At 66.0% G+C, this 23,001-nt stretch carries 25 protein-coding genes; 15 read left to right on the top strand and 10 right to left on the bottom strand.

What is annotated here, in order from left to right; genetic code table 11:
• Window position 1: 1 nt before the first annotated feature.
• On the bottom strand, window positions 2-790 hold the full coding sequence (locus MHX64_RS05860; protein ID WP_239356203.1) for a spermidine synthase: 789 nt from the start codon (window positions 788-790) through the stop codon (window positions 2-4).
• 187 nt (window positions 791-977) lie between these two features.
• Here MHX64_RS05860 and MHX64_RS05855 point away from each other — a divergent pair, with 187 nt between their 5' ends.
• Entirely contained in the window at window positions 978-1,166 is a 189-nt protein-coding gene (locus MHX64_RS05855) for a hypothetical protein (protein WP_181888263.1), read from the top strand.
• Between the two features lie 5 nt (window positions 1,167-1,171).
• Entirely contained in the window at window positions 1,172-1,855 is a 684-nt protein-coding gene (locus tag MHX64_RS05850; RefSeq protein ID WP_239356205.1) for a hypothetical protein, read from the top strand.
• Window positions 1,856-1,891: 36 nt separating this feature from the next.
• On the opposite strand, the gene MHX64_RS05845 is transcribed toward MHX64_RS05850, so the two are convergent.
• Window positions 1,892-2,179, bottom strand: a complete 288-nt coding sequence (locus MHX64_RS05845; RefSeq protein ID WP_070569367.1) for a metal-sensitive transcriptional regulator — start codon at window positions 2,177-2,179, stop codon at window positions 1,892-1,894.
• A 31-nt stretch (window positions 2,180-2,210) separates the two neighbouring features.
• Window positions 2,211-4,352, bottom strand: coding sequence for a heavy metal translocating P-type ATPase (locus MHX64_RS05840; protein WP_239356207.1), 2,142 nt, complete (start codon window positions 4,350-4,352; stop codon window positions 2,211-2,213).
• Between the two features lie 176 nt (window positions 4,353-4,528).
• On the opposite strand from MHX64_RS05840, the gene mnmA reads away from it, so the two are divergent.
• The 3 genes from mnmA to MHX64_RS05825 are packed head-to-tail and all read left to right on the top strand — an operon-like array spanning window position 4,529 to window position 6,856.
• On the top strand, window positions 4,529-5,608 hold the full coding sequence (mnmA, locus tag MHX64_RS05835) for a tRNA 2-thiouridine(34) synthase MnmA (RefSeq protein ID WP_239356208.1): 1,080 nt from the start codon (window positions 4,529-4,531) through the stop codon (window positions 5,606-5,608).
• A 10-nt stretch (window positions 5,609-5,618) separates the two neighbouring features.
• On the top strand, window positions 5,619-6,476 hold the full coding sequence (locus MHX64_RS05830; protein ID WP_239356209.1) for a methionine synthase: 858 nt from the start codon (window positions 5,619-5,621) through the stop codon (window positions 6,474-6,476).
• Window positions 6,473-6,856, top strand: a complete 384-nt coding sequence (locus MHX64_RS05825) for a hypothetical protein (protein ID WP_239356210.1) — start codon at window positions 6,473-6,475, stop codon at window positions 6,854-6,856. The genes MHX64_RS05830 and MHX64_RS05825 overlap by 4 nt, the downstream gene beginning before the upstream one ends.
• Window positions 6,857-6,863: 7 nt before the next feature.
• Here the strand turns inward: MHX64_RS05825 and MHX64_RS05820 are convergent, their stop codons facing one another.
• Window positions 6,864-7,538: a 3'-5' exonuclease gene (locus tag MHX64_RS05820; RefSeq protein ID WP_239356211.1), complete on the bottom strand. Its 675-nt coding sequence runs from the start codon at window positions 7,536-7,538 to the stop codon at window positions 6,864-6,866.
• A gap of 372 nt (window positions 7,539-7,910) precedes the next feature.
• Here MHX64_RS05820 and MHX64_RS05815 point away from each other — a divergent pair, with 372 nt between their 5' ends.
• Together MHX64_RS05815 and ligA are read left to right on the top strand one after the other, a co-directional pair.
• Window positions 7,911-8,663, top strand: a complete 753-nt coding sequence (locus tag MHX64_RS05815; RefSeq protein ID WP_239356212.1) for a cyclase family protein — start codon at window positions 7,911-7,913, stop codon at window positions 8,661-8,663.
• Window positions 8,664-8,681: 18 nt separating this feature from the next.
• Window positions 8,682-10,709 (top strand): NAD-dependent DNA ligase LigA, encoded by a 2,028-nt coding sequence (ligA, locus tag MHX64_RS05810; protein WP_239356213.1) that lies wholly within the window; start codon window positions 8,682-8,684, stop codon window positions 10,707-10,709.
• Here ligA and MHX64_RS05805 read toward each other — a convergent pair.
• Genes MHX64_RS05805 through MHX64_RS05790 form a run of 4 tightly spaced genes read right to left on the bottom strand, consistent with a single transcriptional unit; the run spans window position 10,654 to window position 13,123 of the window.
• Entirely contained in the window at window positions 10,654-10,932 is a 279-nt protein-coding gene (locus tag MHX64_RS05805) for a hypothetical protein (protein WP_239356214.1), read from the bottom strand. The genes ligA and MHX64_RS05805 overlap by 56 nt on opposite strands.
• Complete coding sequence (locus MHX64_RS05800; RefSeq protein ID WP_239356215.1) at window positions 10,929-11,942, bottom strand: serine hydrolase; 1,014 nt, start codon at window positions 11,940-11,942, stop codon at window positions 10,929-10,931. The genes MHX64_RS05805 and MHX64_RS05800 overlap by 4 nt, the downstream gene beginning before the upstream one ends.
• The gene (locus MHX64_RS05795) at window positions 11,942-12,406 is read right to left on the bottom strand and encodes a helix-turn-helix transcriptional regulator (RefSeq protein WP_239356217.1); all 465 of its coding nucleotides are present in this window, start codon (window positions 12,404-12,406) and stop codon (window positions 11,942-11,944) included. Before MHX64_RS05795 ends, MHX64_RS05800 begins: the two co-directional genes overlap by 1 nt.
• A 51-nt stretch (window positions 12,407-12,457) precedes the next feature.
• A complete protein-coding gene (locus tag MHX64_RS05790; protein WP_239356219.1) occupies window positions 12,458-13,123 on the bottom strand; it encodes an amino acid-binding ACT domain protein in 666 nt (221 codons plus the stop codon).
• Between the two features lie 82 nt (window positions 13,124-13,205).
• Between MHX64_RS05790 and MHX64_RS05785 the strand changes: the two genes are divergently transcribed.
• The 6 genes from MHX64_RS05785 to MHX64_RS05760 all read left to right on the top strand — a co-directional run bounded on the left by MHX64_RS05785 (window position 13,206) and on the right by MHX64_RS05760 (window position 19,052).
• Complete coding sequence (locus tag MHX64_RS05785) at window positions 13,206-14,345, top strand: cytochrome P450 (protein ID WP_239356221.1); 1,140 nt, start codon at window positions 13,206-13,208, stop codon at window positions 14,343-14,345.
• 67 nt (window positions 14,346-14,412) lie between these two features.
• Window positions 14,413-14,712 (top strand): Asp-tRNA(Asn)/Glu-tRNA(Gln) amidotransferase subunit GatC, encoded by a 300-nt coding sequence (gene gatC, locus MHX64_RS05780; RefSeq protein ID WP_070474874.1) that lies wholly within the window; start codon window positions 14,413-14,415, stop codon window positions 14,710-14,712.
• Between the two features lie 6 nt (window positions 14,713-14,718).
• A complete protein-coding gene (gatA, locus tag MHX64_RS05775) occupies window positions 14,719-16,200 on the top strand; it encodes an Asp-tRNA(Asn)/Glu-tRNA(Gln) amidotransferase subunit GatA (RefSeq protein WP_181888279.1) in 1,482 nt (493 codons plus the stop codon).
• On the top strand, window positions 16,175-17,485 hold the full coding sequence (locus MHX64_RS05770; RefSeq protein ID WP_370642077.1) for an MFS transporter: 1,311 nt from the start codon (window positions 16,175-16,177) through the stop codon (window positions 17,483-17,485). The genes gatA and MHX64_RS05770 overlap by 26 nt, the downstream gene beginning before the upstream one ends.
• A gap of 10 nt (window positions 17,486-17,495) precedes the next feature.
• Window positions 17,496-18,527 carry a 6-phosphofructokinase gene (locus MHX64_RS05765; protein WP_239356225.1) on the top strand — a complete coding sequence of 344 codons (1,032 nt, stop codon included), beginning with the start codon at window positions 17,496-17,498 and terminating at the stop codon, window positions 18,525-18,527.
• Window positions 18,528-19,052 carry a mismatch-specific DNA-glycosylase gene (locus MHX64_RS05760; protein ID WP_239356227.1) on the top strand — a complete coding sequence of 175 codons (525 nt, stop codon included), beginning with the start codon at window positions 18,528-18,530 and terminating at the stop codon, window positions 19,050-19,052.
• Here MHX64_RS05760 and MHX64_RS05755 read toward each other — a convergent pair.
• Window positions 19,010-19,813, bottom strand: coding sequence for a PrsW family glutamic-type intramembrane protease (locus MHX64_RS05755; protein WP_239356229.1), 804 nt, complete (start codon window positions 19,811-19,813; stop codon window positions 19,010-19,012). The two genes, MHX64_RS05760 and MHX64_RS05755, sit on opposite strands and share 43 nt — an antisense overlap.
• On the bottom strand, window positions 19,813-20,334 hold the full coding sequence (locus MHX64_RS05750; protein ID WP_239356231.1) for a hypothetical protein: 522 nt from the start codon (window positions 20,332-20,334) through the stop codon (window positions 19,813-19,815). The genes MHX64_RS05755 and MHX64_RS05750 overlap by 1 nt, the downstream gene beginning before the upstream one ends.
• 76 nt (window positions 20,335-20,410) lie before the next feature.
• Between MHX64_RS05750 and MHX64_RS05745 the strand changes: the two genes are divergently transcribed.
• Both MHX64_RS05745 and gatB read left to right on the top strand, forming a co-directional pair.
• Window positions 20,411-21,358, top strand: coding sequence for a GNAT family N-acetyltransferase (locus MHX64_RS05745; protein WP_239356233.1), 948 nt, complete (start codon window positions 20,411-20,413; stop codon window positions 21,356-21,358).
• 36 nt (window positions 21,359-21,394) lie between these two features.
• Window positions 21,395-22,897 (top strand): Asp-tRNA(Asn)/Glu-tRNA(Gln) amidotransferase subunit GatB, encoded by a 1,503-nt coding sequence (gene gatB / locus MHX64_RS05740; protein WP_239356234.1) that lies wholly within the window; start codon window positions 21,395-21,397, stop codon window positions 22,895-22,897.
• Window positions 22,898-23,001 lie beyond the last annotated feature (104 nt).

The following is a 23,001-nucleotide window of genomic DNA, read 5'->3' as shown; positions in this document are numbered from 1 at the left end:
GCTAGTCGTGCCGAGGTTGCGTCGCCAGGCGGCGGCACCACGCCTCGTCCTTGAACTGCGCCGGCACCCCGCCTTTGAGCAGGTTGCGGGTGAGCGCGTCGCTCGCCTCAAGCGGGGAGTTCGCGCCGATGAGCACGATGTTGCCGTAACGGCGGCCCTTCAGCATCGGCGGGTCCGCGATGGCCGCGACGTGCGGGAACACCTCCAGCATCCCCGCCAGCTCCTCCTTGGCCTCCTTGAGGTCCGAGTGCGAGCCGCAGTTTGCCACGTAGAAGCCGCCTTCGCTTAACGACGTCCACGCTGCCCGGTAAAACTCCACCGTCGTCAGATTGCGCGGGGTGGTGGCGGAGGTAAACACGTCGCGGATGATCACGTCGCGGGTCGCCGGCTTGAACGCGTCGGTGACCTCGCGGGCGTCGCCGACGCGGATTTTCACGGTGGGGGACCGGGGGACGTCGAAACGCTCGCGCGCAAGAACGGCGAGCTCCGAATCGATCTCCACGACCGTGCTTCGCGAGCCGGGCCACGCGGCGGCGAAGTAGCGGGCGAGGGTGCACGCGCCGCCGCCGAGGTGCGTCAGTCGCGACTTGGCCCGCTTTGTCTCCGGGTAGGCGGAATCGAGGAAGTCCGCCATCCAGCGCATGTACTCGAAATCCAGCCGGGTCGGCTCGCCGGGGACGACGTGGGAGCTGGGCACGCCGTTGACCAGCAGCACCATGGAGCCGTCGGGTTCGTGCAGGACTTCGGCGACGCCGGTGTCGATCTCGTAAAACTCGCTTTTTGCGACCATGGCAGGTGAGGGTACTAGAGGCGCGCGTCGGTCCCGCGCAGGTAGGCCACCGAGGCGGCCCAGCCGGCTGCCGCGAGCAGTCGCGTCGTACAGCGGTATGACGCCTAAGAATGAAGGTCTTGCGCTACCATCGCTACTACTGATCCAGAGGATCGACGTCTGCGGGATATTCGCGAAAGGAGGGCAAATGTCGACTCCGGTTCCCCGAATGCTTTCGAACGACGAGATCATCCAGGAATTGGCAAACATCGAAAAAGAGATGCAGCCCTACAACGTCGAAGTCCTACGTAGGCTGCGAGACGCAGGTGCCTTGAAGTTCGACGAAGAACGTCTGCTGGAACGTCACGAAGCCTTGTCGTGGATGCTTAACGGGTAAGTGCTTTGACCGACACAGCCTGGGTACAACACGCGACTACGTTCGTCGGGGAAATCCAGGATCTGCTCGAAAGCACACTAGTAGGGTCCACCACACTCGAAATTTTCGAGAATTCCAAAGAGAGCCTTCGATCGTGGTTCAAAATCTCGAAGGAACTCGTAATAGGCAAATCTGGAAGCAATCGATTACATCTTGCTGTCGAGTTCCGGTTGCGTCCAAGCAGTTCCGGGAGCGGTGTAGCCGTCGAGAAAAGCTCGATAAAGGTCGAATTTAAGGCGACACAACGCTTCGTACCAATTGTTCGCTTCGAGTTCGACCGCGAAGCCAGAAACAAACCCCCGAGCCATTTTCAGTTTCACGCGGAATCCGTACCGTTGGGGTTACTCCTAGCAAGAAGCGGCCGCTACGAGACTGCGGCGCAGCAGCAGAATATTCACTTTCCCCTCGGTGACCCGCAGTTCCGCGTCACGGTGGAGGATGTTGTGGAGTTAGTTGTTAGAGAATTCGATGCACAACCAATGCCGGGGTGGGAGGAACGCGTGGAGGAGGGGCGTAGACGATTCATTGAAATGCAAACTGAGGCAGTTATCCGGCGGGACCCCGCAAAGGCAGTTGAGGTATTACGCTCCGCCGGATGTTATGTGCAGCCTCCATCGGAGTGGACCGACGTTTCACCTCTCGCTGAGTAGGGACACGCAACAGACGCACGAGTCCCCCACGGCTGTCTAGGACTTCACCATTCGCGCGATTGCGGCGGACGCCTCTTCGATCTTGGCGTCGGCTTCCTGCCCGTCGCTGATCGCATCGGCAACACAGTGCTTCAAATGGTCGTCCAGCAAACCCAGTGCTACGCCCTTCAGCGCCGCGTTGACCGCACTGATCTGGGTGAGGATGTCAATGCAGTAGGCGTTTTCGTCGATCATGCGGTGGATACCGCGGGTTTGCCCCTCGATTCGTTTGAGCCGGGCGAGGTAGCGGTCTTTATCGCTGATGTAGCCGTGGTCGTTCATCATGGGCCTCCTGAGTGGTGTGGACGGTGTCGGGTCACTTGGACCGGTTAAGCATCCGGTCGGCGCTGCTCTGCGGGGTGAGGTCGAGGCGGCGGAGCAGCTGCGCATTGAGGGCGACGACGACGGTCGAGGCCGACATCAGAATTGCGCCGACGCTCATCGGCATCACGAACCCGATTGGGGCGAGGATACCGGCAGCCAGCGGAACGGACAGCAGGTTGTAGCCGGCCGCCCACCACAGGTTCTGCTTCATCTTCCGGTAGGTCGCACGGGAGAGCTCGATGACCGAGAGCACCGATCGCGGGTCGGAGCTTGCCAGGACGACGCCCGCCGAGCCGATGGCCACGTCTGTGCCGGCACCGATCGCGATGCCGACATCGGCCTGGGCCAGCGCGGGGGCGTCGTTGACGCCGTCGCCTACCATGGCGACCTTGTGGCCCTCGCCTTGCAGTTCCTTGACTTTCGCGGCCTTGTGCTCGGGACGCACACCCGCGAAGACCCGGTCAATGCCCAGATCCTTGGCTACGGTGTCCGCGACGGCCTGCGCGTCGCCGGTGATCATGACGACCTGGGCACCCGCAGAGTGCAGTGCGTCGACGGCGTCGCGGGACTCGGGGCGGATCTCGTCGGCAAGCCGGAGTGCTCCGATCACTTCGCCGTCGGCGAGGACGTGGAGAATGATCGCGCCCTCCTTTCGCCACTCGTCTGCGATGGGGAGCTCTTCGGCGGAATGCTTCTCAAGCAGGTAGGGGCCGCCGACCTCGATTACCTCACCGTCAACAGTTGCCTTCACGCCCACAGCTGGCGAGGAGGAGAAGTCGCTGGCACTCGGCACAGCCACGTCACGGGTCTTCGCCGCACCGGTGATGGCGCGAGCGAGTGGGTGCTCACTGTCCGCTTCGGCGGCCGCTGCCAGCGCGAGCACGTCTGCTTCCTCATATCCGCTGATGGTGTCGATCGCGGTGACGGTGGGTTCGCCTTTGGTGAGGGTGCCGGTCTTGTCGAACAACACGGCGTCGACGGTGCGCATGGATTCGAGAGCGAGCCGATCCTTGATCAGTACCCCGCCGCGGGCGGCGCGCTCAGTCGCAATCGAGACGACCAGCGGGATTGCGAGACCTAGGGCGTGAGGGCAGGCGATGACGAGCACCGTAATGGTGCGCACTACGGCGTCGTTTGGCATGCCGACGGCGGTCCAGACCACGGCGGTCAGAATGGCGGCGCCGAGGGTGAACCAGAACAACCACGCGGCGGCCTTGTCTGCGAGGCGCTGCGCCCGCGATGACGATTCTTGCGCATCGGTGACGAGCTTTTGAATGCCGGCCAACGCGGTGTCGCCACCCGTGGCTGTGACCTCGATGCGCAGACCCGAGTCTGTCGCGATGGTGCCAGCGACCACGTGCTCGCCTTCACCGCGCCGCACCGTTTTCGACTCACCGGTGACCATCGACTCGTCCATGCTGGCGCTGCCGTCGACGATTATGCCGTCGGCAGGCACGGACGCGCCGGGCCGCACGATCACGACATCGCCGACCTCAAGATCCGCCGGGGTGACCTTCACTACTTCGTCGCCGTCGATCTTCTCGGCCTCGTCGGGCAGAAGTGCGGCGAGCGAATCCAGGGCCGAGGTGGTCTGGGCGAGGGAGCGCATCTCGATCCAGTGCCCCAGCAGCATGATGACCACCAGCAGCGCCAGTTCCCACCAGAAATTCAGCTCGCGGTCCAGCAAGTTCAGGCTCGCACCCCAGGAGGAGACGAAAGCGACCGTGATCGCCAGGGCGATCAGCAGCATCATGCCGGGTTTTCGTGAGCGGATCTCGGAGACAGCACCCGTTAAGAACGGGCGACCTCCCCAGAAGTAAATGACCGTGCCCAGGAGCGGCGAGATCCAGCGGGTCCATTCCGCGTCAGGTAGCTGGTAGCCGATGAGGTGGGCGAAGGTTTCGCTAAATCCGACGACCGGGATCGCGAGAACCAGCATGATCCAGAAGAGCCTGCGGAACTGGGCTACGTGATCGCCATGGCCTGCGTGGCCCGCGTGGCCATGGCCTCCATGTTCTCCGTGGCCCGCGTGCTCTGTGTGGTTGTGGCCGGCATGGCCTCCGTGGTTGCTGTGTTCGTGATGGCTGGCGTGCCCACCGGGTTCGGTGCTGGAGTGGGCGTGTCTGTCGTTCATGGTTCTGTCCTCTCGTTGCAGTTCATCGTTGTGGTCGGTTCGGCCGTGCCGGGGGGCCCTAGCACGACGGCCGTCTTCCACCTTAATACCCCAGGGGGGTATATGTCGAGGGGGTGTTTCCACGCGACCAGCCGGACGTTTCACCTTTCGCCTTCACGGGACTACACTGCGCCGACATGCGAGTATTGGCGGCCATGAGCGGGGGAGTGGACTCCTCTGTCGCTGCTGCGCGCCTGGTGGAGGCGGGCCACGACGTTGTCGGCGTGCACCTTGCACTGAGCAAGGACGCGCAGCAGACGCGCGAGTCTGCCCGCGGCTGCTGTTCCCTGGAGGACTCCGCCGACGCGCGCCGCGTGTGCGACCACCTGGGTATCCCGTTTTACGTGTGGGACTTCTCTGACCGCTTTAAAGAAGAGGTCATCGACAACTTCGTGTGGTCCTACGAGCACGGCGAGACCCCCAACCCGTGCCTGCGCTGCAACGAGAAGATCAAGTTCGCGGCACTGCTCGACCGCGCGGTGACCTTGGGCTTCGACGCGATCGCCACCGGGCACTACGCAATTATCGACGACCAAGGAAACCTCCGCCGATCCACCGACCCGAAGAAAGACCAGTCCTACGTGCTCGGCGTGCTCACGCGCGACGAGCTGGACCGCTGCATCTTCCCTGTAGGGGATACTGAAAAGCCGCAGATCCGCGAGGAGGCGGCCCGCCACGGGTTCGCCACCGCGTCCAAGCCAGACTCCTACGACATTTGCTTCATCCCAGACGGCAATACGCAGGCGTTTTTGGGCCGTTCCATCGGCATGCGCCCCGGCATGATCAAGGACACCGAGGGCCGCGAGCTGAAGGAACACGACGGCGCGTTCCAGTACACGATCGGCCAGCGCAAGGGACTGAATATCCGTGTGCCTGCGGAAGACGGCAAGCCGCGCTACGTCACCGACGTGGACACCACCACCGGCACGGTCACCGTCGGCCCTCGCGAGGCGCTGAAGGTCCACGAGATCACCGCCGACCGCCTGAAGGTGCTGCACCCGGCGATGGAGGGCGAGTTCGAGGCCAACGTGCAAATCCGCGCCCACGGCGGGGTCGTGCCCTGCACTGCCCGCATCGACGGCGATCAGATGACGCTCGCCCTGCACGAGCCGCTCGAGGGTGTGGCCCGCGGCCAGGCAGCAGTGCTTTACCTGCCGGACCCGGACGGTTTGGGCGACATCGTGCTCGGCTCCGGCACCATCTGCGCCACTGCGTAACATCAGCGCCGTGACAACACTTCCTCCAACCGCGTTCGGCCTCGGGTCGCTTCCCGGCACCGACCTCACGCAGGCTGCGGACGTGGTGCTCTCCGAGTCGCCCCTGCCGCACGTCCCGCAGCTGCCGGACCGCGGCGTCGGCTCGGACCTGATCGGCCGCACCGCCGCGATGCTGGAAATCCCCGTGGCGCGCGGGCCCCGCGGCTGGCGCGTGGCGGCTCGGGCACGCAAGGATGCCGACCGCATGGAGCGCGACCTCGACCACCTCGAGGAGCTCTGGCACGGCAAAGCAGACACCGTGAAGGTGCAGCTGGCGGGCCCGTTCACGCTCGCCGCCGAGATTGAGATGGCCAACGGCCACCGCATGATCACCGACCCTGGCGCGCTTCGCGACCTCACGGACGCGCTGTTGGAGGTGTGCGTGGGGCACCGGAGGGACGTCGAGAAGCGATTTGGCAAAAGCGTGCTGCAGCTTGACGAGCCGCGCCTGCCCGAGGTCGTCGCTGGCACGCTGCAAGGCACCACCGACTTCGAGACCATCCGCGCGATCCCCGAGCCGGGGGAGACACTCGCGCGCTTCGGCGAGCACCTGCTGCATACGCCCAAGCTTGTCGACGTCCCGTGGCTGACCTGCGACCCGCGCCGCGCCGACAAAGACGCGCTGGCCCGGCTGTTGGACGCCGGCACACGCATCGCGATTCCGGTGATGGCCCCACGCGAGCTGTACAACCTCTTCGACGAGCTGCAGATCGACCCGGCCACCACGACCGTGGACGTCTACGCCGAGCCGGCCGCCACACTGGTGGACAGCGCGGCGAACTACCGGGCGGCTCGGGAGATGGCCGAGGCACTTACAGTGGAGGCATGAGCGCACCGCTGCACTGGGACAAGAAGAAGGCCGACCTCTCCACAGGGATCGTTTTCGGCGTGATGTTCTTCGTCGTCTTCGGCCTCATGATGGACGACATGATTTTCGGCATTGCCATCGGCATCGCGTTCTTCGCCGCGTTTGGGCTTTTGTCGGGCAAGCGCGAGGCCGATTTTGACGGGCAGACGCTGCGCCTGGTGGAGAAGAAAGAGACCACAGAGCTCGACGCCGCCAGCATCGCCGACGTGATCATCAGCGAGTCGGGCGCAATGGTGGTGAAGACGAAGTCGGGGGAGACGTACTCGGTCGAATCCGAGGGCGACAACCGGGGTCTGCACAACTTCGCCGAGAAGCTGCGCGCGGAGCTTGCGCTCAACTAGCCCAGAACTAGCCGAGCATGGGCCAGCCGGGCAGCACGTTCGAGGCGTCGCGGCCTTGGGACTCGAAATAGCGCTTCCGGTCCTCCTGCAGCGTGAAGTACTGCACCGCCTGGTACTCCATGAGCTCGCCGGCGTCCATCTGGGCAAGCTCCGGGTAGAGCTTGCGTACCTGCATCCACGCCACGCGCGCGGCGGCGAACGCGTCGGCGGTGGCCTCGTGCGCGTTGTCCAGCCGCACGCCGTAGTGCTCGCACATCGACGTCAGGTTGCGCGGGCCTTTGCGGTAGCGGTCCTTGGCACGGTCGATCAGCAGGGGGTCGAACACCGGGCCGGTGACCGTGAAGTCCCCGGTGAGCTGGCGCAGCACCGTCAGGTCGTAGGGGGCGTTGAACACCACCAGGGTCAGGCCGTCCTCCCAGCCCTGCTTGATCGCCTCCACGGTCTCGCGCACCACCTCGTCGTGGTCGCGTCCCTCCGCGCGGGCCTTCTCGGTGGTGATGCCGTGCACCTTCGCGGCCTCCTCGGGGATCTCCACCCCGGGGTCGGCGAGGGTTTCGTTGGCGTCGACCTCGGAGCCGTCGATACGCACGATCGCAGAGGTGACCACACGGGCCTCGCGCGGGTTGGCGGAGGTGGTCTCCAGGTCGAAGGAGAGCATGCGGGAGGCGTCGAAAGTGGCCATGGGCGACATTGTAATGAGCGCGCCGACACGGGCAGCGGGCAAGTCATTCGCCGAGCGTGCGCACGCTGATGAACTCCGACAGAGGCACTGGGTCGCGGTACCCGGGGTTTAATCCCACCCGCGTGCCCTTCGGAGGTCAGAAAGAATGGTTGCCGTCGTTTCAGATCGCGAGTACTCAGGCGGAAGACTTCGGCCCTCGAGCTTCATCGACGCCACTGCGGCCTCACGGGAAAATTCCGTCGGGGTCGAAGTAGCAGTTGTTCGTGCTGCGGTCATGAGCTGTCCTCCTTTCCTGTAACGCATTCTAGGTGCACCAGTGCACCGATGAATAGAAACTTGTCTGGCGCAGGCAGGTGGCTGATAGTCAATTCCATGACAGAACTCAGCGAATGGCAGAAGCAGATCCTTAGCGCAAAGCGCGTGGATCTCTCACACGATGTCCACGCCGGTATCCCGCGCTTCCCAGCTTTCAACCCGATGACTGAACGGACAGTCAACACGATTGAAGAGCATCGCTTCTTCGCCAAGGAGTACACCCTGGCCACCCCGTATGGCACGCACATCGACGCGCCGGGCCACTTCGCCGCCGGAAAGCGGCTTGTCGATGCGATTGGTGCAGACGAACTGATCCTACCGTTGTTCGTACTGCACCTGGAAGACTCGGTTGCGCAGAATCCTGACCACGGGGTGACCGTGGAAGACATCGAAGCCTTCGAAGCCGAGCACGGTGAAATCCCAGCCGGTAGCTTCGTTGCGTTCTCGAGCAATTGGCACAAACGCTGGGATGACCCGGACGCGTTTGTGAACCACGACGACAACGGCGTGCAGCACACCCCGGGCTGGACCCTGGACGCGCTGAAGTTCCTAGTGGAGGAGCGCAACGTTTCAGCTATCGGCCACGAGACGCTGGACACGGATCCCGGTGTGGTTGCTGCCGAAACCGGCTTTTTGTACGGCGAGCTCTACGTACTCGAGCAGAACATCTACCAGGTAGAGGTCATGGCAAACCTGGACCAAGTTCCGGCCACCGGTGCCGTCATCGTCGTTGGGCCGCCGAAGATCAAGGGTGCGCCGAGCATCACCTCACGCGTGTTCGCCCTCTTCAACAACTATGTACCCGTGTAAGACCTACACTGGCTTGCCGTGAGTGAAATTTCCGCTGATCTGCACCGTGAATGGGACGAGCTGGCCGCTGAGGTCCGCAAGCACCGGGACCTGTACTACAACGGCCAGCCGGTGATCACCGACGGCGAGTTCGACGAGCTGTTCCGCCGCCTTCAGAAGTTGGAGGAGGATCACCCGGAGCTGGCGGTGCCGGACTCGCCCACGAAGGAGGTCGGCGCACCCGCCACCGACACCGCGTTCGCGGACGTTACCCACCCCGAGCGCATGATGAGCCTAGACAACGTCTTCAACGAAGACGAGATGCGCGAGTGGCTTACCAAGGCCCCCGGCCCGTACTTGACGGAGCTGAAGATCGACGGGCTATCCATCGACCTCGTCTACGAAAACGGCGAGCTGACCCGCGCGGCCACCCGCGGCGACGGCACCACCGGCGAGGACATCACCGCCAACGCCCGTGTGATCGAGGACATCCCGCAGAAGCTCACTGGCGACGCCCCGGCGTTCCTCGAGGTCCGCGGCGAGGTGTTCATCCGCCCCGAGGACTTCCCGGAGCTCAACGAGTTGCGCCAGAAGGAAGGCGGCAAGCCGTTTGCCAACCCGCGCAACACCGCGGCTGGTGGGCTGAGGCAGAAGAACCCGGAGGACGTCAAGAAGCGAAAGCTCCGCATGATTTGCCACGGCATCGGCGCGCGCGAGGGCTTCGCCCCGGAAAGCCAACACGAGGCCTACGAGAAACTCGCCGAGTGGGGCCTGCCGGTCAGCGAGTACACGCGCCGGGCCGAGACCGCCGATGAGGTCATCGAGGCGGTCAACTACTGGGGCGAGCACCGCAACGACGCCATCCACGAGATGGACGGCCTGGTGGTCAAGGTGGATTCCGTGGCCGAGCAGCGCGCCCTGGGAGCGACCTCGCGCGCGCCGCGGTGGGCGATCGCGTACAAGTACCCGCCGCAGGAGGTGACCACGAAGCTGCTCGACATCGAGGTCTCCGTCGGCCGCACGGGCCGCGCGACCCCGTTCGCGGTGCTGGAGCCGGTGTTCGTCTCCGGCTCGACAGTGTCCATGGCCACGCTGCACAACCAGCACGAGGTCAAGCGCAAGGGTGTGATGATCGGCGACACGGTGGTGGTGCGCAAGGCCGGCGAGATCATCCCGGAGGTGCTCGGGCCTGTGGCGGATCTTCGCGACGGCACCGAGCGCGAGTTCGTCTACCCCGAAAACTGCCCTGCCTGCGGCACGAAGCTCGCGCCCGCGAAGGAGGGCGACGCGGACTGGCGCTGCCCGAACACCCGCTCGTGCCCGGCGCAGCTGGCCACGCGTTTGGAGTACATCGCCTCGCGCGGCGCGTTCGACATCGAAGCCCTCGGGGAGAAGGGCGCGGTCGACCTCATCGCCTCCGGCGTGCTCGAGGACGAGGCGAAACTGTTCGATCTCACCGAGGACGACCTGAAAAAGTCCAGCGTGTACACCCGCAAGGACGGCGAGGTCAACGCGTCGGGCAAAAAGCTGCTTGCCAATCTGGAGACCGCCAAGGGCGCTGACCTCTGGCGCGTCATCGTCGCGCTATCCATCCGCCACGTCGGCCCCACCGCGGCCCGCGCGCTCGCGTCGCGCTTCCACTCGGTGCAATCGCTTATCGACGCCCCCGTGGCCGACCTCGCCGACACCGACGGCGTGGGCGACGTGATCGCCGAGAGCTTCAAAGAATGGTTCACCGTGGACTGGCACCAAAACATCGTGGACACCTGGGCCGCCGCCGGCGTGACCATGGAGTCCGACGATCAGGACCGCGCCCCGCAGACGCTGGAGGGGCTGACCATCGTCGCCACCGGCACGCTGGAGGGCTTCACCCGCGATGAGGTGAAGGAGGCCATCCTGTCGCGCGGCGGCAAGGCGGCCGGCTCGGTGTCGAAGAAGACCGACTACGTGGTCGTGGGCGAAAACGCCGGTTCGAAGGCCGCGAAGGCTGAGGAGCTGGGCCGGCCGATCCTTACCGAGGCGCAGTTTGTGCAGCTGCTCGAGGGCGGCCCTGACGCGCTTGCGTAAGGCGCGCGGCGCTCAGGCCGATCAGTGCAGCCGCCCAGACGGCGAGGGCCCACCACAGCCAGATGGGGAACTGGCCATTCCAGTTCACGCCGAATGAGAGCATCCACACCACCGCTGCGGTGATGACCGCGTTGACGAGGGTGTAAATGAGGCCCTTGACGTTCCGCACGGCGCTGAAAGTCGCGGACGCAAGGAGCAGCAGAATCATGACGAGTGCGATCATCGGGTTTCCTCCATGAGATCGATGCCGAGCGCGTCCACCCAGGCTTCTGTGTCGCCCGCGACGAACGTGGCGCGGCTGTGGTCGGTGCGCTCGGGGTCCCAGACCAACATGGTCCGGAAGCCGCCGGTGCCGCCGTTGTGGAACGTGATCTCCTGTCCGTCTTCGTCGACGCTTGCCCAGCCGTAGTCGGGCACACCGTGCGAGGACACCCATTCCACGTACTTCGCCATGTCGGCAGCAGTGGAGCGGATCGCGCCGGCCGGGGCCCAGCCGTCCATGTCCCACGGGCTGGCGGGGTGCCCGTTGGCGGCCAGGCCTGTCGGTGCTTCGTCGACGGTGCCCGGTAGCGCCACGTAGGTCGACGTCATGCCGGCGGGCTCGAAGATTCGGGTACGCAGCAACTCGTCGTAGGGCACGCCGGCATGTGTGGCAAGCAGTTGGCCGAGCAGCGCGTGGCCGTAGTTCGAGTACTGTTCTTCGCCGCGGTTGTTCAGCTCGGCGGCACCGGCGGCCTCGAGGATGTCCTGCGGAGTGTCGCGCCGGTAGGGGTTGCCGCCGTCTCGGATGTTGGCCGCGAACATGTCCGCGAGGCTGAGACTTTCGGTGGCGGCGAGCCCGGAGGTGTGGTTGAGCAGCTCCTCGATGGTCACGTCGGCGACGGGGGCGGAGGGGACGTCGATAAGCTCCTGCACCTGAGTGTCCAAGCTGAGCTCGTCGGCGTCGATGAACTGGCGGACCAGCTCTGCGTTGAATGTCTTGGTGATCGAGCCGATTTCGAATTCGGTGTGCTCGTCGGCGCCGAGGCCGCCGAAGCGGGCCTCTCCGTCGTCATAGGTGAAGGCGGCGAGGTTGTGGTGGCCGTTTTCCGCGAGGTGTTCGAGGGCGGAGGAGATCTCGGTATCGCCGGTGTGCTCAGAGGCCACGGAAATATCGCGGGGGCCGGTGGAGAGCATCAACGCGGCGGCGAGGACGGCGGAGATTCCTCCGGTGGCAATGTTTGTAGCGCGCATCAGTGGTCCTCCCCTGCGATCACGATCGCCATGAGCGGGATGACGCGGGCCGGGGGAATCTCAAACACCCCGCTCTGCTTGCGCACCCAGCCGCCGGCCTGCAGCTCCTTCAGGTGGTGGTAGGCCGTGCCGGTGGAGGAGACCAGCTTAGATTCGACCAGCTCCGTGACACTCGCTGGTGTGGCTAAGAGGTGGCGCAGGATGGCGCCGCGGACGGGGTGCGCGAGCGCGGCGATGCGGTCCATCGCGTCGTCCCACGGTTGGTCTGCTATCCAGGCTGTGGGGCGGATCCACTCGTACGAGTAAGTGCCGGTCGGCAGCTCCACGTCGCCTTTGAAGGTGACTGTGCCGTGGTGCGTTTTGTCGTCGGAAGCGGGGAGAGTAGTGGGTTCCAGCGATGCCGTCTGTTCGAGCGCGGTAACGCGAGCTTCTAGGTCAGAGAGGCGTGTTTCAATCGGTTGCATAGTTTCCAGAATTACAGAATTCTAGAAAGTGTGCAACGGTGTGGGTTGCGGCTACCGCAGCATCGCGCCGGTGATACAGCCGAGGTCGCCAATCTCGCGCACCTCGGACGCGAGGAAATCCGGTCCGCCCACACGGCCGACCACCAGCACCATGTCGGTGCCGGGCAGGGGAGTGATGGTGAGCGAAGTGCCGAGCTGGAACCAGGACTCCGGGGCCCAGCCGTCGAAGTCCGGCTGGAGGATGCGCGCGGCCTCGATGGGCGGCATCTTTGGGTGCGACCCGTCGTCCTCCGGCGCGGCGGGGGAGGCGGCGGCGCGGGTGAGGCCCTCGTCTGAGGTGCGCAGCACCACGGCCCAGGAGGAGGTCACGGCGCTCGGTATGACGTCGACAAGCTCGCTAATCCGGTCCTCGACGCTTCCGGACTGCGCCGCGATTTGGGCGAGCATCTGGATCTGCCCGCGGCGGTCCACGCGTCCGGTGAACGGGCGGATGGAATCCACCTCCGCGCCGTCGACAGAAGAGACGGCGGTGATCAGGGTGTCCACCATCACACCGGTGGGCAGGGTGACCACGATGTCGTCGGTCACAGCGCCGTCGGTGGAGGTTTCCACAATGTCCACGGAGTTGATGTCGGCGTCGACCATGCCGAACGCCTCGGCGAGCTGACCAAGGCTGCCGGGGACGTCCGGAAGGGAAACGCGGATGAGGTACGACATGGCCTTATTTATAGCAATTCGGCACTCCGGCAGCGGGTGTACGGTCGAAATCGCAGCAGTCTACTAACTAAGGAGGAGCACGATGAGCCGCCCCGAAATCCCGCAGACCACACTCGCCGGCGCCGAACCTCGCGCGGTCGGGGACGCGTTACTTCGCGACGGCGCGAAGTTGGCTCGCGACGGCAAGGAGGTCGTCGTCACGGGCAACGCTCTCGCCCGCGAAGTGGCGGAGAACCCGGAACAGTTCTCGTCGGGGGTGTCGCGATTTTTGCAGTTGCCCAACGGTCTCGACGGCGAAAAGCACACCGAGATGCGCGCGTTGATCGACCGTTACCTCGCGGCGGAGGAGGTCGAGCAGCTCGATCCGGTGTTCCGCAAGATCGCGCGCCAGTTGGCTGAAGAAGCGCTGTCGAACGGCGAGGTCGACGCCGTCGGCGACTTGGGTGCCCAGTATGCGGTCCGCGCCATGACCGCCTGGCTCGGTTGGCCCAGCGAGCTCGACGACACCCTCATTGCGTGGGTGGCCGACAACAACGCGGCAACGCGGTCCGGCGAACTCAAGCGCACAGCGGCGGTCGCCGAGCGTTTCGACGACATCATTCGCTCCGTCGTGCAGCCCCTCCAGGACAGCCCCGACGATTCGGTCACCTCGCGTCTTGTCCACGACGACAGTCTCGGTCGGCGTCTGGAATTCGAGGAAGTGGTCTCCGTGCTACGCAACTGGACTGCGGGAGATTTGAGTTCGATGGCCTACTGCATCGGGGTTGTGCTGGACGCGCTGATCGAACGCCCTGAGCTCCAGGACCGCCTCGCAGGCGGCGTTTCGCAAAAGGAGTTCACTGCGATCGCCGACGAAATCCTTCGCGCTGACTCGCCGTTTGTGAGCAACCGGCGAGTGACCACGTGCCCGGTGTCGCTCGACGGGCACGATCTGCCCGAAGGCCAAAGGGTGCGCATCCACTGGACAGCGGCAAACCGCGACCCGGAAACGTTTGCAGACCCGGACGGCTTCGAACCGGAGACGAACGCCGACGAGAACCTGGTCTGGGGCGCCGGGCCGCACGCTTGCCCTGGCAAGACGTTGTCGATCGTTGAGCTTCAAGCATTCACCGAGGAACTCCTCGCAGTGGCGGAGCTATCCAGCGCCGGACAAGGCGAACGGGAGGTTCACCCTGTGGGCGGCTGGGCTTCGCTGCCAGTGCGCCTCACCGCTCGCGGGTGAGCGAATTGCGTTGACGTAAGATAAGGCGCGTCATACGCAACCCACGCGATGTGGAAGGGATTGGACTGTGGCTGAGATTTCACGCGACGAGGTGTCGCGCATCGCACGCCTGGCGCGAATCGCGCTGAAGGACGAGGAGCTGGACGACATTGCCCAGCAGCTGGACACGATCGTGGACGCGGTCTCGAAGGTGCAAAGCGTCGACACGGAGGGTGTCACGCCGATGAGCCACCCGCACTCCATCGACGCAGGTATGCGCGAGGACGTGGAGAAGAAGACGCTGACGCAGGCCGAGGCGCTGGACCAGGCCCCGGCCGTGGAAGACGATCGCTTCGTGGTTCCGCAGATTCTCGGAGAGGGAGACTAGAAGGAAATGACGCAGTACACGATTCCGGCCGAAGGTCTCGTCGCAAAGCCAGCGCACGAGCTCGCCGCAATGATCCAGTCCGGCGAAGTCACCTCCCGCGAGGTCACCCAAGCCTTCCTCGACCGCATCGCTGAGGTCGACGGCGATCTCGGTGCCTTCCTGCACGTCGGCGCCGAGGAGGCGCTCGCGGCTGCGGACAAGGTGGACGAGCAGGTGAAAAGCGGCGAGGAGCCGGCCTCCAAACTTGCAGGCGTGCCGCTTGCGCTGAAGGATCTGCTGGTCACCACCGACGCGCCGACCACCGCCGCGTCGAAGATGCTTGAGGGCTACATGAGCCCGTACGACGCCACCGTGGTGGCCAAGCTGCGCGCGGCCGGCATCCCGATTCTGGGCAAGACCAACCTGGACGAGTTCGCCATGGGGTCGTCCACGGAGAACTCGGCGTACAAGCAGACGAAGAACCCGCACGACCTGGAGCGCGTCCCTGGCGGCTCCGGCGGCGGCACCGCGGCGGCGCTCGCGTCCGGCGAGGCCCCGCTGGGCATCGGCACCGACACCGGCGGCTCGATCCGCCAGCCGGCATCGCTGACCGGCACCGTGGGCGTGAAGCCGACCTACGGCGGCGTGTCCCGCTACGGCGTCATCGCCTGCGCGTCCTCCCTGGACCAGGTGGGCCCGTGCGCGAACAACGTGCTGGACACCGCGCTGCTGCACGAGATCATCGGCGGCCACGACGAATTCGACGCCACCTCCGTGGACCGCGAGGTCCCGGCGCTCGCCGACGCCGCCCGCGAGGGCGCTTCCGGCGACCTGAAGGGCGTGAAGATCGGCCGCGTGAAGCAGTTCGAGCGCCCCGGCACGCAGGACGGCGTGAAGGACGCCATCGACAAGGCCTACGCGCAGCTTGAGGCGCAGGGCGCGGAGATCGTCGAGGTGGATTGCCCGAGCTTCGAAGACGTCATGGGCGCGTACTACCTGATTCAGACCTCCGAGGTCAGCTCCAACCTCGCCCGCTTCGACGGCATGCGCTACGGCCAGCGCGTCGGCGACGACGGCTCCCGCTCCGCCGAGGAAGTCATGGCCGCCACCCGCGGCGAGGGCTTCGGCGCGGAGGTCAAGCGCCGCATCATCCTGGGCACCTACGCGCTGTCTGTGGGCTACTACGACGCGTACTACCTGCAGGCGCAGCGTGTGCGCACCCTGGTGGCGCAGGACTTTGCCAAGGCATTCGAGCTTTGCGACGTCATCGCCGCCCCGTCAACGCCCACCACAGCGTTCAAGCTGGGCGACAAGGTGGACGACCCGCTGGCGATGTACAACTTCGACCTGTTCACCCTGCCGCTGAACCTGGCCGGCCTGCCCGGCATGTCGGTGCCGGCGGGCGAGGCGTCCGACACCAACCTGCCGGTGGGCCTGCAGCTGATCGCCCCGGCCTTCGAGGACGCGCGCTTGTACCGCGTGGGTGCCGCTTTTGAAGCCGGCCGTTAATCCCTGGAATACCCTCGCAGCCCTGGCTGCGGGGTATTTTCTTGTCCTGATCGATCAGGGCTTCATGCCCGTGATCACGCCGCTTTTGCCTTTCGACGTCAGCTCCGCCGTGTGGCTGACCAGCATCTACCTGCTGTGCACGGTGGCCCCGATGCCGGCGACGGGCAAACTTGGCGACGCCTTCGGGCAACGCCGCGTCTTCCTCATCGGCTTGGCCATCTACGTGGCCGCACTAGTGTTCGCGGGCGCGTCCTGGTCGTTCTGGGCCCTGGTGGTGGCCCGCGGCCTGCAGGGTGCGGGCGCCGCAGTGTTTTTGCCGCAGGCGTTCGGGCTGATCCCGCGCGTGTTCGCGGAGGACAAACAAGGCCGGGCGTTCGCCGCCTGGGGCGTGATCGGCTCCGTGGCGTCCCTGATCGGCCCCGTGGCCGGCGGGGCAGTGGCGGACGGCTTCGGCTGGCGCGCGGCGTTCTTCGCCCAAGCCGCGCTCGGTGCGATGGCGCTTGTCGCCGGGGTGGTTGCCCTGCCGCGTCTGCCACGAAGCGGCGAGCGGGTGACCCTGCTGCCGGTGCTGCTGTCGTTCGGCGGGCTGGGGTTGCTTGTGTATGGCATCCAGTTCGGTCAGTGGCCCTCGATCCTCTTCGGTGCGCTGCTGATCGGCGTGCTGGTGCTCTCGGCCCGCAACGGCACCGACGACGGGTTCCTGCCCGTGGAGCTCATGCTCAACCGCTCGTTTGCCCTCGGGGCCCTGGGCGTGGCGGCGATGGGCTTTACCGTGGCGTCGATGTTCATCCCGCTGATGTACTGGCTGCAAACCGTCGCCGGAGCCTCGCCGACGGCATCCGGCGCGATTACCGCACCGATGTCCGTGTTCGCGCTCGTGCTCACCCCGGTGGCCGGGTACCTGACGGACCGCCGCGACCCGGGCAAGCTGTGCGCGGCGGGCTTTAGCGTCTCCGCGGCGGGGCTGGCGCTCGCGATCGCTCTGATTCACACCGGGGCGGGCGTGTGGTGGTTTACCGCCGTGACCTCGCTGTTGGGCATTGGCGGGGCGTTCGTGTGGGCACCCAACGCGGCGGTGACCATGCGCGGCATCCCCGAGCACGAAACCGGCGCGGCTTCCGGGCTGTACAACACCGCCCGCCAGGTCGGCTCGGTGCTCGGCGTGGCGCTGGTGGGCATGGTGCTGGCTTCCGGCGCCATCGAATCCACCGCCGGTTGGGCGCTTGCGCTGCCGTGCGTTGCGATGCTGATCGGCGCGGTGTCGTCGCTTCGGCTTCGCGGGTAGCCTGGCAGGTATGCGACTTGCCACTTTGACCTCCGGCGGCGACTGCCCCGGCCTCAACGCCGTCATCCGCGGCATCGTCCGCACCGCCAACACGGAGTACGGCTCCACCGTCGTGGGGTACCGCGACGGCTGGGTGGGGCTGATGGAGGATCGCCGCGTCGACCTTTACGACGACGCCTACATGGACTCCCTCCTCCTGCGCGGCGGCACCGTGCTGGGCACCGGCCGCCTGCACCCGGACAAGTTCAAGGCCGGGCTGGACACCATCAAGGCCAACCTGGACGACGCCGGCGTGGACGCCCTGATCGCCATCGGCGGCGAGGGCACGCTCAAGGGCGCGAAGTGGCTTTCCGACAACGGCATCCCCGTCGTCGGCGTGCCCAAGACCATCGACAACGACGTCGCCGCGACCGACTACACCTTCGGCTTCGACACCGCGGTGTCCGTGGCCACCGACGCGATCGACCGGCTGCACACCACGGCCGAGTCCCACAACCGCATCCTCATCGTGGAGGTCATGGGCCGCCACGTCGGCTGGATCGCCCTGCACGCGGGCATGGCTGGCGGCGCGCACTACACCGTGATCCCGGAGGAGCCGTTCGACATCGCTGATATCTGCAAGGCGATGGAGCGCCGGTTTCAGATGGGAGAGAAGTACGGCATCATCGTCGTCGCCGAGGGCGCGACGCCTAAAGAAGGCACCATGGACGCAGGTCTCGGCGAGGAAGACGAGTTCGGCCACAAAACCTTCAACGGCATGGGCCAGATCATCGGCGACGAGGTGAAAAAGCGCTTGGGCTACGACGTGCGCACCACCGTGCTCGGCCACACCCAGCGAGGCGGCACGCCAACCGCCTACGACCGCGTGCTGGCCACCCGCTACGGCGTCCACGCCGCCCGCGCCGCCCACGAGGGCAACTTCGGCTCCTGCGTGGCGCTGCACGGCGAGGACATCGAACTCGTGGCGCTCGAGGACGCCGTAGCGCACCTCAAGACCGTGCCGGAGCGCCGCTACACCACCGCGAAGGCCATGTTCACGTAGATGCACGACCGTATCCCGGACCCCTGCCGCTTGCTCATTGTCGGCATCAACCCCGGCCGCCTCACCGAGGAGGTGGACGCGCCGTTCGCGTTCCCGGGTAACCGCTTCTGGCCGGCGCTCGAGGCCGCGGGCATCACGCCCTACCGCGTCCACGCCAACGAGGGGCTGTCCGACAAGGACGCGGCCATGCTCGCCGAGCTCGGCATCGGGTTCACCAATCTGGTGAACCGCATGACGCCGAAGGCGTCCGACCTGACCAAGGCGGAGTTGGTTGAGGGAGGCGAGGTCGTGCGGAGTGTCGTCGAGAAGCATCAGCCCACTGCCGTCATGTTCGCAGGCATCGGGGCGTACCGCGATGCCTATCGACGACCAAAGGCCACCCGCGGCCTCCAGCCCGAGACCCTCGCCGGCGTGCCGGTGTGGGTGGTGGGCAACCCCAGCGGGCTCAACGCGCATGAGACGGTGGCCACGCTCGCGGAGAGCTACCGCGAAGTCTGGGAGGCGACGGCTCGGGAACGGCGGTAGAGCCACACCAGCAGCACCCAGAGCAGGATTGTCACCGCAATCGAGCCGAAGAGACTCGCGACACCGGGAAGCTCTTTGGAGGCGTTGAACGCCCCGTGGATCGCGGCGGCGAGGAGGAACCAACCGATGAGCCGCGACACGCGCCAGCCGAGAGGCTGATCGGTGCGGCACAGGAATTGGCCGAGGCCCCACGCCGCCAGACCGGTGTACACGGCGTGCGAGAACGGGCCCGTGACAACCATTACGAGCATTGACGCGACACCGTCGTAGTACTCGGACTGCAGATCTAGCGCCGCCGCGATCGCGGAATTGTTCACGGTCTCGGCGACGGTGTATCCCGCGCCGATGGCCATGCCGACCACGGCTGCCTCGACGGGCCGGCGCACCGGCGCGAAAGCGGCGATGACAAGGAACGCAGCCAGTAGTTTGGCAGTCTCCTCCGGAATCGAGGAAAACAGGTACGTAACAGCGTCGGGCAGCTCCTGCGCCGCGGCGAGGTACGCGGAGTTGACGAAGGGCACTACGCCGCACAAGCCCGCCGCGGCAATCATGCCGACTGGCAGCCACCACGGATTCTCAGGCCGTCCTGGGTGGCGGTGCAAAAGGAGCCACGCCACCGCGACAGAAATGAGGACGAATGCCGCCGCTGCAGCGCCGAACGCGGGCGTCCACGGCACCTGGGTGAGCGCGTAGACGTAGCGCGCCACGCCCGCGAGGATGACCAGGCCAGCGATGCCTTGGAAAATACGGTTCTTCTGCACTACCGGGCCTCCTCTTCGACTAGACGCTCGACGATCTCTTGGCCGGCGGCGAGAGCCGTTGCCACGTACACCGTGAGGTCACCGCGTTCGACGGCGGCGACGGAAATGTCGTTGCGGTGCACCGCGTACACCCCGGGCGCTGGCTGATCGAGCTCGTCCGTGTCGATTCGCTCGCCGTCTGCTGCCAGCCAGTACATGCGCGTGACCGCGTTGGCGCGCTCGGCCTCGTCGGTCATGGTGTAGTCGGTGCGCAGCTGGATTTTCGTGCCGTCACAGTCCCACACCCACGTGCCGGTGCCGTCACCCGCACTGTCGGCGGCAGCAGTCTGGGTGCACTGCAGGGGTGCGCCGTTTGCGTCGCGCAGCGTGACGCCAGCCGCCGCGACCTCGGATGTTTCGGGCTCGCCTCCCTCCGCCGCTGCCTGGGCCACGAATGGTGCCGCCAAGATGAGCGCTCCGACGGCGACGATCCCTATGGTGCCGGTGCGGGTATTTCTGTCAGAAAAATCGGGATAATCCACCCTCGACAGCATAGGGAAACCCTCTCTCGGTTGCAGCGGGGGCCTATATGTGCCGGGATGCAGTAGCGTTTCCCGCATGACGCTGCTTGAACAGATGGCGCGCGCGTACGAGGCGTGGATGCCACATCATCTACGCGAGTGGTACACCGCAGACCAGCGGCGTGAGCTCGCGGTGGAGGGGATGCGCCCGCAGGCCGAGCACACTGCCGACGTGGACTTCGGCGCCGGCTTCCGCGACCACCTGAAACCTCTCGGCGGGCCGGACGTGCCCGACCCGCTGGCATGGGCGAACCGGCGCGTGGAGTTCGCGGACGGGCACTGGTGCGTCGCGGGGATCCGCTTTCTGGGGCTGGATCCCGACAAACCGTTCGTGCACGTCGTCGCGACATCCGTGCCACCGCAGCACGACCGCCTAGGCCCGTACGCCGAGCAGCTGCACCGCGAGTTCGCGGACTTCGGCCCGCTGGCCATCCGCTTCGAGCTGCCGAACCCGCCCGAGGACGCTGACATCGACCAGTGGATCATCGCCGGGCTCGTCTCCGGGCTGCGGCGGAAACCGCGTCGCCCGCAACACGAACGCGTGCGTCTTACCCCGGCAGACCCCGGGGAGACGGCAGGATACGCCGACGAGGTGCTCGGCAACGTCGCAAAGCAGTTGCCCGAGGTGCGCACCTGGACGGAGGCCGCAACTCTGGAGCAACTGCAACGCTGCGCGGACACGGGCGCGCTGCGCGAAATCGAGGTGGACGGGCGGCGAGCGGGCATCTTCGCCGCCGCCCGCGACGACGCAAACGGCATGCGCGGATTCCAGGTCTACGAGTTCCTCCTCGACGACAATGCTCGCGGACGCGGCCTCGCACCGGCGGCGATGCAGTTGCTTTGCGACGTCCTACCGGCCCAAACCGGCGACACATTGTGGGGGACGGTGCACGTGGGCAATGGGCCGTCGATAGGCAATGCGCTCGCTGTCGGCCGTGAGAAGACCGCCGCATTTGTGTGGGTGCGGCGGCGCGGCGAGCTGTAGCGCAGGCGCGCGGGGCGGGGCAGTAGACTGATGCGCATGACTGCGTACGACCTGATGGATTACGACGAAGTACTGGAAAAGTACGACCCCGTGATGGGCCTTGAGGTGCACGTCGAGCTCGCCACCGAGACGAAGATGTTCTCCACCTCCTCCGCCCACTTCGGCGCGGAGCCGAACACCAACATCGACCCGGTCTCGCTCGGGCTGCCGGGCGCGCTGCCGGTGGTCAACGCCAAGGGCGTGGAGTGGGCCATCAAGATCGGCCTGGCGCTGAACTGCAAGATCGCCGAGTCATCGCGGTTTGCGCGCAAGAACTACTTCTACCCGGACCAGCCGAAGAACTACCAGATCTCCCAGTACGACGAGCCAATCGCCTACGACGGCTACCTGGACGTCGTGCTCGAGGACGGCACCGAGTGGCGCGTGGAGATCGAGCGCGCGCACATGGAGGAAGACACCGGCAAGCTCACCCACCTGGGTTCCGCCTCCGGCCGCATCACCGGCGCAACCGCGTCGCTTGTGGACTGCAACCGCGCGGGCATCCCGCTGATCGAGATCGTGACTAAGCCGATCATCGGCGCCGGCGAGCGCGCACCTGAGGTGGCGAAGGCCTACGTGGGCGCGCTGCGCGAGCTGGTCAAAGCCCTCGGCGTCTCCGACGCCCGCATGGACCAGGGCAGCATGCGTTGCGACGCCAACGTGTCCCTGCGCCCGGTCGGCCAGGAAAAGTTCGGCACCCGCACCGAGACGAAGAACATCAACTCCCTGAAGTCCGTGGAGCAGGCCGTGCGCTTTGAGATGCAGCGCCAGGCCGCCGTGCTGCAAGACGGCGGGGAAGTGGTGCAGGAGACCCGCCACTACCAGGAAAAGGACGGCACCACCTCCAAGGGCCGCCCGAAGGAAGAGGCTTCCGACTACCGCTACTTCAACGACCCGGATCTGCCGCCGGTGATCGCGAAGCCGGAGTGGGTCGAGGAGATTCGCGCGACCCTGCCGGAGCTGCCGTGGGTGCGCCGCGCACGCATCCAGGAGGAGTGGCAGCTGCCGGAGAAGGAATTCCGCGACCTGGTCAACGCCGGTGCGCTCGACCTGATCGTGGACACCGTCGAGGCCGGCGCCACCCCAGATGAGGCCCGCGCCTGGTGGGTCTCTTACATCAACGGCAAGGCCAACGAGGCCGGCAAGGACCTCGACGCGCTCGGCGTCACCCCGGCCGACGTCGCCCGCGTGGTCGAGCTGGTCAAGGAAGGCAAGCTGACCACCAAGCTGGGCCGCCAGGCCATCGACGGCGTCATCGCCGGCGAGGGTGCTGTCGACGAGGTCGTCGCCGCGCGCGGCCTCGAGGTCGTGCGCGACGACGGCGCCATTGAGAAGGCTGTCGACGAGGCGCTGGCCGCCAACCCGGACATCGTGGAGAAGTACCGCGCCGGCAACAAGAAGGTCACCGGCGCCATCGTCGGCGCCGTGATGAAGGCGACCCAGGGCAAGGCCGATCCGGGGCAGGTCAACCAGCTCATCGCGAAGAAGCTCGCGGAGTAGCGTCTAACTTCACTAACCCGCCACGAAACCGGCTACCTAGAACCGGCTACCTGTGGATTTTCCGCCTGGTAGCCGGATGTAGGTAGCCGGTTTCGGCGTTGTTG

The organism is Corynebacterium sp. ACRPZ, from assembly GCF_022346205.1.
GTDB lineage: Bacteria > Actinomycetota > Actinomycetes > Mycobacteriales > Mycobacteriaceae > Corynebacterium > Corynebacterium lehmanniae.
Note: the sequence above shows the minus strand (reverse complement) of the source record. Positions and strands in the feature narration are given on the sequence as shown.